At 34.8% G+C, this 15,118-nt stretch carries 13 protein-coding genes and 1 pseudogene; 9 read left to right on the top strand and 5 right to left on the bottom strand.

Going from position 1 to position 15,118, the window contains the following annotated elements:
- From AB4Y90_RS09315 to AB4Y90_RS09295, 5 genes and pseudogenes are all read left to right on the top strand, one after another.
- Positions 1-188: pseudogene (locus tag AB4Y90_RS09315) on the top strand (sigma-54-dependent Fis family transcriptional regulator); the annotation flags it as partial.
- 70 nt (positions 189-258) lie between these two features.
- Complete coding sequence (locus tag AB4Y90_RS09310) at positions 259-1,623, top strand: MATE family efflux transporter (RefSeq protein ID WP_441557151.1); 1,365 nt, start codon at positions 259-261, stop codon at positions 1,621-1,623.
- A 65-nt stretch (positions 1,624-1,688) separates the two neighbouring features.
- Entirely contained in the window at positions 1,689-2,201 is a 513-nt protein-coding gene (locus AB4Y90_RS09305) for a GNAT family N-acetyltransferase (RefSeq protein WP_441557150.1), read from the top strand.
- Positions 2,202-2,204: 3 nt separating this feature from the next.
- A complete protein-coding gene (locus tag AB4Y90_RS09300; RefSeq protein WP_441557148.1) occupies positions 2,205-2,726 on the top strand; it encodes a GNAT family N-acetyltransferase in 522 nt (173 codons plus the stop codon).
- Between the two features lie 183 nt (positions 2,727-2,909).
- A complete protein-coding gene (locus AB4Y90_RS09295; RefSeq protein WP_441557146.1) occupies positions 2,910-4,907 on the top strand; it encodes a BCCT family transporter in 1,998 nt (665 codons plus the stop codon).
- Positions 4,908-4,954: 47 nt separating this feature from the next.
- Here the strand turns inward: AB4Y90_RS09295 and AB4Y90_RS09290 are convergent, their stop codons facing one another.
- From AB4Y90_RS09290 to AB4Y90_RS09275, 4 genes are all read right to left on the bottom strand, one after another.
- On the bottom strand, positions 4,955-7,357 hold the full coding sequence (locus tag AB4Y90_RS09290; RefSeq protein ID WP_441557145.1) for a prolyl oligopeptidase family serine peptidase: 2,403 nt from the start codon (positions 7,355-7,357) through the stop codon (positions 4,955-4,957).
- Between the two features lie 190 nt (positions 7,358-7,547).
- Positions 7,548-8,693: a hypothetical protein gene (locus AB4Y90_RS09285; protein WP_441557143.1), complete on the bottom strand. Its 1,146-nt coding sequence runs from the start codon at positions 8,691-8,693 to the stop codon at positions 7,548-7,550.
- A gap of 30 nt (positions 8,694-8,723) precedes the next feature.
- A complete protein-coding gene (locus tag AB4Y90_RS09280; protein WP_441557142.1) occupies positions 8,724-9,617 on the bottom strand; it encodes a TssN family type VI secretion system protein in 894 nt (297 codons plus the stop codon).
- Between the two features lie 55 nt (positions 9,618-9,672).
- A complete protein-coding gene (locus tag AB4Y90_RS09275; RefSeq protein WP_441557140.1) occupies positions 9,673-10,632 on the bottom strand; it encodes a type VI secretion system baseplate subunit TssG in 960 nt (319 codons plus the stop codon).
- A 274-nt stretch (positions 10,633-10,906) separates the two neighbouring features.
- Between AB4Y90_RS09275 and AB4Y90_RS09270 the strand changes: the two genes are divergently transcribed.
- From AB4Y90_RS09270 to AB4Y90_RS09255, 4 genes are all read left to right on the top strand, one after another.
- Positions 10,907-11,698 (top strand): S1/P1 nuclease, encoded by a 792-nt coding sequence (locus AB4Y90_RS09270; RefSeq protein WP_441557138.1) that lies wholly within the window; start codon positions 10,907-10,909, stop codon positions 11,696-11,698.
- A 164-nt stretch (positions 11,699-11,862) separates the two neighbouring features.
- The gene (locus AB4Y90_RS09265; RefSeq protein ID WP_441557137.1) at positions 11,863-12,408 is read left to right on the top strand and encodes a hypothetical protein; all 546 of its coding nucleotides are present in this window, start codon (positions 11,863-11,865) and stop codon (positions 12,406-12,408) included.
- A gap of 135 nt (positions 12,409-12,543) precedes the next feature.
- The gene (locus tag AB4Y90_RS09260; RefSeq protein WP_027385416.1) at positions 12,544-13,410 is read left to right on the top strand and encodes a sigma-70 family RNA polymerase sigma factor; all 867 of its coding nucleotides are present in this window, start codon (positions 12,544-12,546) and stop codon (positions 13,408-13,410) included.
- A 263-nt stretch (positions 13,411-13,673) separates the two neighbouring features.
- The gene (locus tag AB4Y90_RS09255; RefSeq protein WP_441557134.1) at positions 13,674-14,792 is read left to right on the top strand and encodes an FAD-dependent monooxygenase; all 1,119 of its coding nucleotides are present in this window, start codon (positions 13,674-13,676) and stop codon (positions 14,790-14,792) included.
- 88 nt (positions 14,793-14,880) lie between these two features.
- On the opposite strand, the gene AB4Y90_RS09250 is transcribed toward AB4Y90_RS09255, so the two are convergent.
- Positions 14,881-15,118 (bottom strand): hypothetical protein (locus tag AB4Y90_RS09250; protein WP_441557133.1); only part of this gene is annotated, 238 nt, incomplete at its 5' end.

Raw genomic sequence — 15,118 nt, 5'->3', positions numbered from 1 at the left:
TCTCAGGAATGATTGCCGATGAACACGGTACTGCCGTGAAAAAGTTTGATGATAAAGCAATCGATGCTCTGAAAGCGCTTTCGTGGACAGGAAATATCAGAGAACTGAGAAATGTTGTTGAAAGATTAATTATTCTTGGAGGAAATTCTGTTTCTGAAGAGGACGTTGCAAGTTTTGTGAGAAAATAATTTAATTATTAATTAAAATAAATTATAAAAATTTGCAGTAATTATGCTGCAAATTTTTTTTTGAGCTGTTATGAAGTTTTTAAATAAAAATTACACGAAAGAAGCCCTTACTTTGGCTCTTCCGGTAATGCTTACGCAAGTGGGGCAGGTTTCTGTAAACCTTTTCGACAATATTATCGTTGGTAAATTGTTGGGCGCAGATGCGTTGGCTTCGGTTTCTTTAGGAAATGCAGTATTTTTCTCGATGTTTGTTTTGGCATTGGGATTTTCTTTTGCCATTCCGCCATTGGTTTCTGAGGCGCATTCGCAGCATGATCATAAAACGATCAATTCGGTTTTCAGTCATGGTTTTGTGATCAATATGACCGTCGGTATTATTCTAATGCTTGTTTTATTTGCAGGTTTACCGCTACTCTATCATTCAGGACAGCCTGCGAAAATTATTCCTGATACGGTAGATTTTTTATGGATTATGGCGATCAGTATTATTCCATTTATGGCATTTCAGACTTTAAGAGAAGTTTCTGAAGGCTTATCTTACACGATTGGAGTAACGAAAGCGACAATCATTGCCAACGTTATTAATATTGTTTTAAACTATGTTTTTATTAAAGGACTTTGGATTTTCCCTGAAATGGGTGTAAAAGGTTCTGCTTTGGCAAGTTTGATTGCCCGAATTTTCATGGTGGTTTTCCTTTATTTTGTTTTAATGAAAGACAAAAAAACGAGACAGTACATCAAAGAATTTTCATTAAAAATGCAGGTTTTCTCAAAGAAAATGTTTGAGAAAATGGTAAGATTAGGTTTTCCTACCGCTTTACAGATGTTCTTTGAAGTAACCGCTTTTGCAGGTGCAGCATTTATCTGCGGGTTAATTTCAGCTCACGATATTGCTTCGCATCAGATTGCACTAAGCATGGCCTCGTTTACTTTTAATTTATGCATCGGGTTCAGTGTGGCTTCAACAGTAATGATTGGTAGAAAATTAGGCGAACAGAATTTTGTTGAATTAAGAAAAATAGGAATCAATAATCTTAAAATTGCTTTTCTTTTCATGTGTTTTTGTGGATTGGTTTTTATTTTAGGAAGAAATATTCTACCGACTTTCTTTACAAAACCGGAAGAAGTAGAAGTAATCACTTTAGCATCAAAACTGATGATTATTGCCGCATTATTCCAGCTTTCTGACGGAATTCAGGTAACCGCTTTAGGAATGTTGCGAGGTTTACAGGATGTAAAAATTCCTTCTATTTATACATTTATTGCGTATTGGCTGATTACAATTCCTTTAGGATATTTCCTTTGTGTGACAATGGAAATGGGTGCTTTCGGAATGTGGATTGCTTTAGGATTGGGATTAACAATTTCCGCATGCATGCTGGTAAAACGCTTTCTGAATATGTCTGCAAGGCGAATTAAAGGAAACAAAATATAATATTGGAAGCGGTCTTTGGATCGCTTTTTTTATTTATTATCTTTAAGATTCAAAACTAATTCATTATGAAAACAATATTAGAAACCGACCGTCTTTCACTCAGAGAGYTTGATATTAATGACGCAGAAAGTTTTTATAAATTAAATTTAAATCCAAACGTTATAAAATATACCGGAAATTCTGCTTTTAAAGATATCGATGAAGCAAGAGTTTTTCTGGAAAACTATTCTGATTATCGAACAAACGGTTTTGGAAGATGGGCAGTAACCAACAAAACTAATCAGGAATTTTTAGGTTGGTGCGGATTGAAATATGATGAAAATTTAAATGAAACCGATATCGGATTTCGATTTTTTGAACATTTCTGGAATAAAGGATTTGCTACGGAAAGTGCAAAAGCCTGTATTAATTATGGTTTTAAAAAATTAAATCTAAAAACAATTGTAGGAAGAGCCATGAAAGAAAATACAGCTTCCATTAAAGTTTTAGAAAAAATCGGATTAAAATATGATCGGGATTTTGATTTTAACGGAAAACCCGGTGTAATTTTAAAAATTGAAAATCAAATCATTAAATAAACTATGGAAAATATTGTCATTACAAAAGTTGAAATCAGCGACCTGGAAAAACTTCAGCGAATTGCAAAAAAAACCTTTTTTGATACGTTTGCGCCATACAATACCGCCGAAAACATGGAAAAATATCTAAATGAGAATTTTTCCGAAGACACTGTTCTTTCGGAACTGAAAAACACGGATTCCGAATTTTACTTCGCCATGTATCTCGGCGATGTTGTCGGTTATCTTAAAGTAAATTTCGGACCGGCACAGACCGAAATGCAGGACAACAATTCGCTCGAAATCGAAAGAATCTACGTTTTGCAGGATTATCTTGGTAAAAAAGTCGGTCAGGTTTTATATCACAAAGCCCTTGAAATTGCTGAAAATAAAAACCTACAATACGTTTGGCTCGGTGTTTGGGAAGAAAACCAAAGAGCCGTTCAGTTTTATAAAAAGAATGGTTTTACAGAATTTGACAAACATATTTTTAAATTTGGTGATGAAGAGCAGACTGATCTGATGATGAGAAAGAACTTGATATAACATCCAAAAAATCAAGACAATACGATAGTCAAAAAGGTCTTTTTATTTTTTTTCGTAATTTTGAGGTAACTTTTTATTCCGACGATATTTATTATATGCTTTGTTTAAGATATAATAATTTTCTGATCTATTTTATTTATCTATTCTTCGGAAATCTTTTGTCACTTTATAAAATATTACAATTTGAAAACAACTTTAAAAAGCGGAATTATCATTCCAAGCCTTATATTCATCATTGGTGTTTCTCTTGTTTCGGTATTTTTTCCGACGGGTACTGAGTCGGTACTTAATATCATTAAGAATTTTATTTTCGTTAATCTGAATTGGGGTTACATCTGGGCAGTCACATTTTTTGTGATTTTTCTGGTATATCTACTCTTTAGCAGACACGGAAATACCCGTCTCGGAAGCAATGACAGCAAGCCCGAACATTCCTTTTTCTCATGGATTGCGATGCTTTTTGCAGCAGGAATGGGTATTGGTTTAATGTATTTCGGCGTTGCCGAGCCGATGCAGCATTATAATTCTGAAGCTTTTGCGGGATCACATTACATCAACCGTGCAAAAAATGCGCAGCTTTACACCTTCTTTCATTGGGGAATTCATGCATGGGCAATCTATGCAGTGGTGGGTCTTTCACTTGCCTATTTTGCGTACAGGTACAAACTTCCGCTTTCTTTGCGAAGCGGTTTTTATCCTATTTTAAAAAATAAAATCGAAGGAAAATGGGGAAATGCGATAGACGTTTTTGCACTGTGCAGCACTTTTTTCGGAATCACCACTACGCTTGGCTTTGGAGTAGTTCAGATCAATTCTGGCTTGCAGACTTTGGGAATTGTTTCAGAAACCAGTTTTTTTTATCAGATCATTATTGTTGCAGTTTTGGTAYCACTATCCGTTTTATCGGCGGTTACGGGTGTTGATAAAGGAATTAAATTTTTAAGTAACCTCAATATCAGCATTGTTATAGCACTGCTCCTATTTGTTTTATTTCTGGGACCTACCGTTTTTCTGATCGGCAGTTTTACTGAAGGTTTAGGAAATTACATCAACAACTTTTTCAACCTCACATTCGGAACGCATGTGTATGAAGAAAATACACTTCCGTGGTTTTATGACTGGACGATCGTTTACTGGGCTTGGTGGATCTCGTGGTCACCTTTTGTAGGATTATTTATTGCTAAAATTTCTAAAGGGCGCACGATTCGTGAGTTCATCCTGGCTGTTTTGATTATTCCTTCCGTATTCAATTTTATATGGATGTCGGTTTTCGGAAACAGTGCGATCTGGTTTGATACCCACATTGCACAAGGTGCTCTGAGTGCTATTTCATCCAATGCCGATGCGCTGATGTTTGAGTTTTTAGAATATCTTCCGCTCTCAGGCGTTTTGAGCGTTTTAGTTTTGTGTATTATCGTTATATTCTTTGTGACATCGGCAGATTCCGGCATCTTTGTGATCAATAATATAGCAACCAATAATGCGGCAAAATCCCCAAAATGGCAGTCGGTTTTCTGGGGAGTTTTACTTGCTGCTTTAGCTCTTTTGCTTCTCAATGCAGGAGGATTGAAATCACTGCAGAGCATGACACTTATCACAGCACTACCCTTTTCTGTGATCATGCTTTTTTTTATTGTAAGCCTAATAAAAGCATTAACGATAGACCGCAATTATTATGACCGAAGTTTCTCAGAATCGGTCATTCCGTGGTCGGGCCAGATCTGGAAACAGCGTCTGAGTGAAATTGTTTCATTTAAAGATGAAAAAACGATTGAAAAATTTATCGGAACAACCGTAAAGGAAGGTTTTACTGAGCTTCAGCAACAGTTTTCTGAATATGGAATTTCAGCTAAAATTAATGAAAATGAAAATCCGCTTGAGATAGAAATTGAGATACAGCACAGTGTTGTTAACAACTTTATCTACGGCGTAAGAGTAGAATCAAAAATAGTATCTGAATACCTCCAGAACGAAAAAAATCTTCCTGATCTTGAGGGCAACAAAACCTATTTTCCTAAAGCATATTTCGGTGATGCAAGACAGGGTTACGACATTCAGTATTTTACCCAAAATGAACTTATCTCTGATGTCTTAAAACATTATGAGCGTTTTCTGGAAATTATTTCCGAACAGCGCAACGAAATGTTTATCAGCAGCAATGCAAACCGCAGGAAAAAATAAAAGATACTAACAAAAAACCTTGCCCTAAAAGAGCGAGGTTTCATATTTTATTTCTTCAGACATTTCTCCAAAAACTGATCCTGTTCCCAAAGCAAATGCAAAATATTTTCTTTGGCAGCATAGCCGTGAGATTCTTTCGGAAGAAGAACCATCTTTACAGGAGCTCCCAGATTTTTCAAGGCCTGGAAATATCTTTCTGTCTGCAAAGTAAAGGTTCCCGGATTGTTGTCAGCATCACCATGAACCAAAAGCAATGGCGTTTTCATTTTATCGGCATTCATAAATGGCGACATCGTGTTGTAAATTTCCGGAACATCCCAATAATTTCTCTGCTCACTCTGGAAACCAAAAGGTGTTAAAGTTCTGTTATAAGCGCCGCTTCTTGCAATTCCGCAAGCATAGTCTTTAGAATGCGTCAAAAGATTTGCCGTCATAAAAGCTCCATAAGAATGACCACCAACCGCAACTTTTGTTCGGTCAATATATCCCAACTGATCTACCGCATCGATCGCAGCTTTTCCGTTAGCAACCAATTGTGGGATGAAAGTATCATTCGGCTCGGTTTTTCCTTCCCCGATGATCGGGAATGCGGCATCCTCAAGAACGGCATATCCTTTTGCCGTCCAATACACAAACGAACCGTAATAAGGGAAGGTAAAATCGTTTGGATTTTGAGTATTTTGTCCTGCCGTATTTTTGTCTTTATATTCTGTAGGATACGCCCAGATCAATAACGGAAGTTTTTCTTTTTTTGCTTTTCTGTCGTAGTTTGCAGGCAAATAAAGTGTTCCTGTCAAAGTAACTCCGTCATTTCGTTTGTAGGTAATTACTTCTTTATAAACATCTTTAATGCTTTCAAACGGATTGGCAAAATGGGTTACTGCTTCAGATTTATTAGATTTAATATTTTTCTTAAAATAATTCGGATATTCGCTTGCCGACTGCTGAATCGTTAATACCTCTCCTTTTTTAGGATCAATAATATCGATGATCTCTTCTTTGGCATTTTTTAGATTTGAAGTGTAAAGTCTTTTCTTTTTAAGAGATTTCATATCCATTTCATCGATGAAAGGATGTTGACCATCTTTTGTAAATCCGTCTCCGATCAGATAAGATTTTTCACCTTTCATATCGATAATGTATCTTCCGAAATCATTTTTCGTCGTATTAAAATTTCCGGGATCGCTGTAAACATCCTGATAATTTCGATCTTCTATTACCTGAGATTTACCTGTATTTAAATCAACTAGATAAGATTTTGTGTTTCTTGTATCGTACCAGCTTTCACCCACGATAGCGTAATGATTGTTGGTCCAGCTTACACCGCCGTATCTTTGTTTCGTTTTAAAGAAAGATTTTGGCTGTGCTGTAAACGGAGCTTCCCAAGTGAAAACCTCATCTCTGAAATCGACAGCTTTCGACTGATCTCCACCATCCAAAGCTTCGGCATAAACCAAAGTGGCAGGTTGATCTGCTCTCCATGTCATATATCTTTTCCCGGTTCTTACAGATGAAAAACCTTTTGGCATAATCTCATTTAAGGGAACTTCATTTACTACTTTCACAATATTTCCTTTTGCATCGTAAACCGTTGTGGTCATTGGAAATCTGTTTAACGGAACAATGTATGAATAAGGTTTTTTAATTGTTGTTACCATTAAATAATTTCCGTCTGGAGAATACGTTAAATCTGAAAAAATATCTTTGTCTTTAAACTTTTTAAGATCACCATTCAAATTAACATGATACAATTCTGAAGCGGTAAGAATTTCAAAATTTTGCTCGTCCTGTGGATTTTTAAGCAAATCCTGATACGTTCTGTTTTGAGAAACTTTTCCGTCTGCTGTGGAAACAATTGGTCCTGTTGGAAGATCTTTAGAAGGATCTGTTAGTTTAGGTCTGTTTTCAGGAAGAACTTTAATCAAGAAGCTCTGAGAATCTTTCATCCAGCTGTAAGGATTTCCTAAATTGGCATTAAGATTATCTTTTGTGATCTTTTTTGCCGTTGCTGTTTCCAAATCAACTATCCAAAGCTCAACTCCGTTATCTGTGGTGTTAGTAAATGCTAATTTTTTTTCGTCAGTCGAAAAAGAAGTATTCGTAATTTTTGGATTTTGCGGAAGACCTTTTACCTGAACCTCCATTTTATCATTCATTTTACGCACCTTCAGATTGTTGGAATACGTTATCGTACTCGAAATATTCGTCACCGGATTGATTCTTAACCCTCCCAGTTTCATTTCCTGCTGATTGAGATCGTCTAACGTTTTATAGGTTGGTCTATAGACAAAAACAACCCAGTCTTTTTTAGAATTGGTTAAAACACTTGGTGGTCTGTCGTAATCTGCAAGCTTTAAAATTTTGGCAGATGGCTTCTGATACGAGATATTTTCCTGAGCTTCATAGAAATTAAGAAACGCAAGAAGACAGATGGTAAGTTTGATCTTCATTATCTTTTGATTTTTTACGAATTTAATGAAAAGTAATTATATTGGCTTGGTACGTTACAATAATCCCAATTTTAACGCAAAATGCACAAAGATTTTTTTAATATCGTTCTCATATTTGTCGTTTGCAAAGGTGTTTACACAAAAAATCCCGAATTTAAAGATCGGGATTTATTATTTTTCATTGTTTTAATTAATCTAAAACGCTCCAACCTCTTTTGGGATTGGTGTTTGAAGAAACTTCCTGCTCGTTGACAATGATGTTTTCTTTTCTCTGTCCGATATAATCAAGCTCGCTCAGTTTTGAGAATATATTTTCAAGACTTTTCAGCATCAGACTGATATGTAAAAGCGGTTCGCCCGAATTGTGGTGATCGTAATTGGTTTCTGCAACAGTAGAAAGCTGGTTTAGTAAAGTATGAGGCGCAATTTCACTCCATTCTAAGCTGTAATTGAGCATTTCTTCTAATTCTCCGGGAACTAAAATCTGGGTAGAATTGTACATTCTTAATGCTAATGTTGCGAAAGTTTCAATTAAAAAAACCGGCGGCTGATACGGAATGATATTTCTGAACTGGAAATAGATGTCTCCGAAAGTATTCACCAAAACATTACACAATGCTTTTACATTTAATGCCAAAGAGGTATTTTGATTTTTATGGGAAGCTTTCTGAATGATTTTAAACGCATATTGCTGCAAATTTCCAATCGATTTTGCAAACCCGTTATAATAATCGATCAAAGCCGGATGACTCTGAATGGATGTACATGGCGGAATAAAATTAGTGTTCACCTGCGCTATATTTCCTTTAAAATCTACTTTCCCTACAACCAGATAATTTCCTCCCGAATAATTGCTGTTCAGCGAACTTACCGGAAGCAATTCGATATGATAATTTGAATGAGCATTCGGATGCCTTGGCGGAATTTCTTCAGGGTCAATATCTCCGAAAGGAACTTTATCAAACGGATTTACGGATATCAAAATATAATATTCTCCATCCATTTGGTTTTCATCAAGATTTAAAGATTTAGCCAGAGATTTTACGCTGACTCTTCTGTCTTTTAATTCTAATCTGTATCCGGCTAAAGTTACGGCGCTGCAATTTTTAATGAATAGCTGCACATCGTTTGTTGCCGTATTGTGAACATCAAAAATGGTTTTATCTGTAAACTCATTAGACAAGGGCAGCAAACCATAATTATAGTTGGTTATGGGAAGAGAGCTTGAATCTCTTATCGTATCAATTAAGAAATTATCCTGATCGTTGAGATGTCTCTGAGAGACTTTCATTCCATCAACCCAGTTGATAGCAAAATGTTTTATGGGCTGTATCATATTGTAATACTTTTATTGGTGTGATTTGATTTATCTTTTTCCTTCTTCTTCGTGCTGAACTACTCTTTTGCAGATCACGACTTCATTTTCTGAAATCGTATTTGTGGTAATATCCTGATCAAAATCGATATATTTCCTGAAGCTGAAAAACGATTTCTTAGTATAAAAAATCCAGTAATAAGGTTCTCTTTGTTCATTTGTCAAATGAATAACCGATTTCGGGTTTTTATGGTTATAATCATCCACTACTCTGAAAAACCAGTCTCCGAATGTTACTCCTGTCGGTAATGTTTTAGCTTTAATTCTAAAACGGTTTGCATCTTCAAGGTTTTTGCTTAATTCAACATTTAAAACCATTAAACGATCAAAATCTGCGCCGTCAAAATCAGGCGGTTTCTGATCCGGAGAATATCTCCAGGTTTTATAAATATCAACCGGAATACTGATAAACTGAATATAGCAGTAATAAAAAGCCAGCGGCACAAAAAATATAAGCACACTGGTTGCAGACATTACAGGGTAGCCCGCTCCTTTGCTGATCCATCCGAAAATCAGAACAAAAAGATAAGCGCCAACAAGAGCACAGGTTACCGATAAAATAGATTCAAATAAAATACTCTTAGTCTGCGAAGTAAAATGTTTTCTGAAAAAATTGTGCATCAGGTTAACATGGAGAATTCCGAAGATCAGATAAATAATCTGTGAAATTAAATACCAATACGGATTAAACGAATTGCCCGCAAAACCAAAAAATCCCGGTAATGCAAGGCACAAACTGCACAAAAGAACATAAACAATAATTGTTTTTATTTTTATGGCAGGCTGACTTTTCCGAATGGCTCCCAAAATGAACATCATAATGACAGCAAGAAGCGGAACCAATATATACCTGAAGAATATACCTTTTACTGAAGAAATTTCCATTTATTTCTTTTAATATTTAGTTTGATTGATGAATTGTAAATATACTTAAAAAAATTTACAGAAACGTAGAATAACCGAGCCTGTTTGCATTTCTTTGGTCGTCTTCCAGTACAAAAGAGTAGTCTTTTTTTTCTGTAATAAAATTTTCTTCAATATCTACAGAAACAGGAAGGCAATAATCGTACAAAGCTTGCAAAATTTTCCTGAAAGGATGCCCTGGAATATAATTTTTCATCTCGTCATAAGGAATCGGACCCACATTTACGATCCAGTTTCTTTCGCCATCCATATGTTTTCCGCTTGCGATGTAAGTAACGCCCAATCTTGAATTTCCTAAAAGAATTGAAGAATCATCTTCTTTCATCCTGTCGATTTCGTTGGGGGTGAAAGTAATCTCAACGGGAACTTTTAGAAACGCAGTCATGCAACGTTCAAACCATTTTTTATCGCCTCTTATATTGTGGAAAAAAGGTAAAATATGAAGGAAAATGTAGGCATTCTGCTTATCAAGCATTTTAATAATCGGCCAGAGTTCGCTGAAAATATAAAGAAGCGAATCTGAATCGCTTGCCAGATCAAAATCATGTTCTTTGAGTAATGCGCTGATTTCGGTAAAAAAAATTTCAAGCTCGAAAGGTCTGAAGAATTTTCTTGCATCTTCTTCTACCCTTTTTTGCTTACGGATCTCTTTTACAACACTTTCTACATTTTTTCTTGAAGCATTCAATGAAGGTGGATGAAAAATACCTTCCGGAAGGTAATCATAGATTCCTTCACGGTACGTTCTGATGTTGAGAACTTCTTCGTCGAAACCCAGATAATGGCTTGAAATACTTTTGATATCTTTCAGGTAAGCTCTGTCGTTAATACCTATTCTTTCAATAAAAATATTGCTTACAGATCTGTGATATTTTAAAAGATTTACAGCAACAGCTTCGGCCTTAAAATCGGTCTGCAGCTTGTTGTAATGCATATCTATCGTGCTGTTGTCATACATATTTTTTCCTGTGATCATGTTTGGTATCGTAAAGATAAAATATCTCTTCTTATTGAAAAAGTATTTACTTCAAATTTTTATATTATAGAACCGGAATTTAGCYTAAAACATTGATTTTCTATTATATTAATCTTTATTAAAATAAAAACCTAGAATTTAACGGAAACTTCTGCAATACCTCAAAATAAACTTTACATAAAATTAACAGTGCTAAAACCAACAAAATATTATTTTGAAGGCATATTTCCATAAGGCTGCCTTATCTTTGCATTTCGAAAAATTAATTAAAGAAATGAAAAGTATTTATTCTAAAATTCTGCTTTTAGCGTTCGTTGCAAGCTCGGTTTATTCTTATGCTTGGGGATTAACGGGGCATCGTGTAATTGCAGAAATTGCCGAAAATCATCTTTCCGGAAAAGCAAAAAAAGAGATCAGAAAAATGTTGGGTCAGGAAAGAATGGCATATTGGGCAAACTGGCCGGATTTTATAAAATCTGATACGACCGGAGTATGGAAACAGGCTTCAGCTTGGCATTATGTAAACATTGATCCGCAGACAGATTTTACAGCATTTGAAAAAGATTTGAAAACGCAGGCTGGAGCCAATCTTTACTCGCAGATCAAAGTACTTTCAAGCCAGATCAAGGATGAAAAAACTTCCGAAAAAGACAGAAAAATCGCTTTGATTTTCCTTATTCACATGATGGGAGATTTGGCACAGCCGATGCATACAGGAAGATCAGGAGATTTAGGCGGAAACAAAATTAATGTTACTTATTTTGGTGACAAAACAAATCTTCACTCGGTTTGGGACGGAAAACTGGTAGATTCACAAAAATACAGCTATACAGAATATGCAAAGCTTTTAGACATTAAATCTAAAGACGAAGTACAGCAAATTCAATCCGGAACTTTAGAAAGCTGGTTGTACGATTCTCATCAGATTGCCAATAAAATCTATGCGCAAACTCCGGAAGGCTCAAAATTGTCTTACGATTATCAGTATAAATTTAATGATATTATGGAAAGACAGCTTCTTTACGGAGGTTTGAGACTGGCGAAATTGCTGAACGATTTGTTCTAAAAGAGTGAATTGTCAATGGTGAATTTTAAAAGTTAATTTTAAATTATCACTTAAAATATTAGAGCGGAACTTTTTCTTTATCTGCATTAATAACAATAGCGAAATTATTAAACGGTTTATTTTAATTATTTTTTTAATTTTAAAACATCTAATTAACTGCTCTTATGAAAACTAAAAACCATTTATTATTATTTTTAGCCCTTTTTCTGTTCACAACAAACTGTAAAGACAAAGAAAATGAAGCAGATATTTTACCAAATGCAACAGAAACCGGAGCAAGAACAGGCGGCGCAATAGTAAATGGGAAAACCTGGGTTGCTAAAAAAAGAAAAAACTATGTACCCGGAATGAATAATGACTATTGGGTAAAAGGAGACTCTACTTTTATACAGCTTCGCCTTGAGAATGTTTCAGACAACAGCAATTTAATGATTAAAGTCGGCTTTAAAAATTCTGAAGTCAATAATACTCATATTCTTAACGGAAGCATCAGCAAAGAAAAAAACTATGCAATGTATTATTCTCCGGATAATGCATTCTCAACAGTTGCAAACCACCCTGAATATACAGGAAAAATAAAATTTACCCATTTTGATTTTTATAAGCTTACTTTATCGGGAACATTCGAATTTAAAGCCCTTAACATAAACGGATCAAATCAGGTGATTGATGTGAAAGAAGGTAGATTTGACCAAAAATTTTACGAGTAAACAAAATACGCCATAATTTACAGCTAAATTCTCAACCATATTTTAACTCAATAAAAAATAATTGTAACGTGTGTAACCTTTTTATTGTTTCGAACGTATAATCTAATAGCAACTCTATTTTTGAGAACAGAATAAATGAGACAATTAAAAATAACCAAGCAGGTTACCAACAGGGAAACCGCTTCACTAGACAAGTATTTGCAGGAAATTGGTAAAGTAGAACTGATTACAGCAGACGAAGAAGTAGATTTGGCACAGAGAATCCGTGCAGGCGACAGAGCCGCTTTGGAAAAATTAATTAAGGCCAACCTTCGTTTCGTAGTTTCCGTTTCTAAACAGTACCAAAACCAAGGACTTTCTCTTCCCGATTTGATCAACGAAGGGAATTTAGGATTAATGAAAGCTGCAAAAAGATACGACGAAACCAGAGGTTTCAAATTTATCTCTTACGCAGTTTGGTGGATTCGTCAGTCGATTTTACAGGCTTTGGCAGAACAGTCGAGAATTGTAAGATTGCCATTGAACAAAATCGGTTCGATCAACAAAATCAACAAAGCTTACGCACACCTTGAGCAGGAAAACGAAAGACCACCTTCTCCTGAAGAATTGGCTGAAGTTTTGGATATGAGCGAGGAAGACATTAAAGAATCGATGAAAAACTCTGGAAGACACCTGTCTATGGATGCGCCATTGGTGGAAGGTGAAGATTCTAACTTGTATGACGTATTGCGTTCTGGAGAATCTCCAAGTCCGGATAAAGATCTGATGCTTGAATCTCTTCAAATTGAAATCGAAAGAGCATTGAACACTTTGACGCCAAGAGAAGCTGATTTGGTAAGACTGTATTTCGGATTGAACGGAAAACATCCAATGACTTTGGAAGAAATCGGTGAAACTTTTGATCTTACGAGAGAAAGAGTTCGTCAGATTAAAGAAAAAGCAATTAAAAGACTAAAACACAATACGAGAAGTAAGATTTTGAAATCTTATTTAGGTAAATAATTTTAGTTTTAAATAATTATTAGCGGAGCTTGATTTTTTCAGGCTCCGTTTTTTTTTACCAATTTGTATAAATTAAAATCTCACGCAGATTTAGGAGATTTGGCCGATTTTTAATCATTGATAATCTGCTTTATCAGCAAAATCTGCGAGAAAATATTTAAATTTAATGGAATTTAATTGAAATTATTTTTGCCACAAATACACGAATTTTTATTTTAATTTTTGAAAATATTCGTGCATTCGTGGCATTTAAAAACTTATAAATGAATCAAATCTCAATCATCGGAGCCGGAATCGGAGGTTTAACTTTAGGAAATGTTCTGAAACAACACAATCTCGATTTTACCATTTACGAATCTGCACCAGAAATAAAACCTGTCGGAGCCGGAATTATGATGGCAGTGAATGCAATGCAGATTTTCGATACTTTAGGTTTAAAAGAAAAAATTGAAAACAGAGGAAATAAAATTCACGGAATATTTATTACTGATGAAAAGCTGAAAACCATTTCAACAACCAATGTTTTGGCTTTAGAGAAAAAATTCAATTCCTGCAATGTTGCAATTCACAGAGCTGAACTTCAGAATATTTTAGCTGAAAATTTAAGTTTTGAAAATATTAAATTAAATCACTCTTTACAACAAATTGAGAAGAAAGAAAATTATCATCTGGAATTTGAAAATGGTTTTACAACAGAAAGTAAAATTGTTTTCGGAGCCGATGGAATTCATTCTAAAGTCAGAAATCAAATTTTAAAAACAGGAAAAATTAGAAATGCCGGACAAAAATGTTGGCGTGGCTTAACTAATTTTAATCTTCCTGAAAAATACTATCATCACGCTTTAGAAATTTGGGGAAAAGGAAAACGTTTTGGTTTTGTGAAAATTTCAGATCAAAAAGTATATTGGTATGCTTTGGTGAATGAGAATAAATTTGAAGAAGATCTTGATTTAATCGAAACATTCAGAGATTTTGACTCATTGGTTTTAGAAATTTTAGAATCAACAAAAAAAGAAAATATTATTCTGAATGATATTATCGATCTCACTCCTATTTCAAAATGGTATACGGAAAATCTTTGTCTTATCGGTGATGCAGCTCATGCAACAACTCCAAATATGGGACAAGGCGCTTGTCAGTCGATTGAAGATGCTTACGTAATTGGAAAACTTTTAGAAAACAATCAAAACTTCAATTTTGTTTTTGAAGAATTTCAGAATATCAGAAGAAAAAAAGTGGATTACATCGTTAAAAATAGCTGGACGATTGGTAAAATTTCGCAATGGCAAAAAGGAAATCCGATCAGGAATTTTCTGATGCGCTCCATTCCTGAAAGTCTTAATCAGAAAATGGTAGAAAAGATTTTAAAGCTGGAAATGTAAAAAAATTGCCACGAATTCACGAATTTTTTTGTAATAAACATCAATAATGATTCGTGCATTCGTGGCAAAAAGGCTTTATATTTTAGATTTATTTAATCCTAAACTCAAGCTTTACATTAAAAAATCTGCCTGTCAATCGTACCGGAACCGGATACATCAGGCTGGAATTTGCATCGGTAATCCATTGATTGGCAATCGTATTATTGATATTAAAGGCATTGAACACCTGCACTCCTAAAGTAAGTTCATCAAAATTACTCAGGAAACCGTAAGTCTGTTTTTTATAACGGAAAAGAAAATGATAAGTATAAAAATATGATGGGAAC

Source organism: Chryseobacterium sp. 2TAF14 (assembly GCF_052115105.1).
Classification (GTDB): domain Bacteria; phylum Bacteroidota; class Bacteroidia; order Flavobacteriales; family Weeksellaceae; genus Chryseobacterium.
Note: the sequence above shows the minus strand (reverse complement) of the source record. Positions and strands in the feature narration are given on the sequence as shown.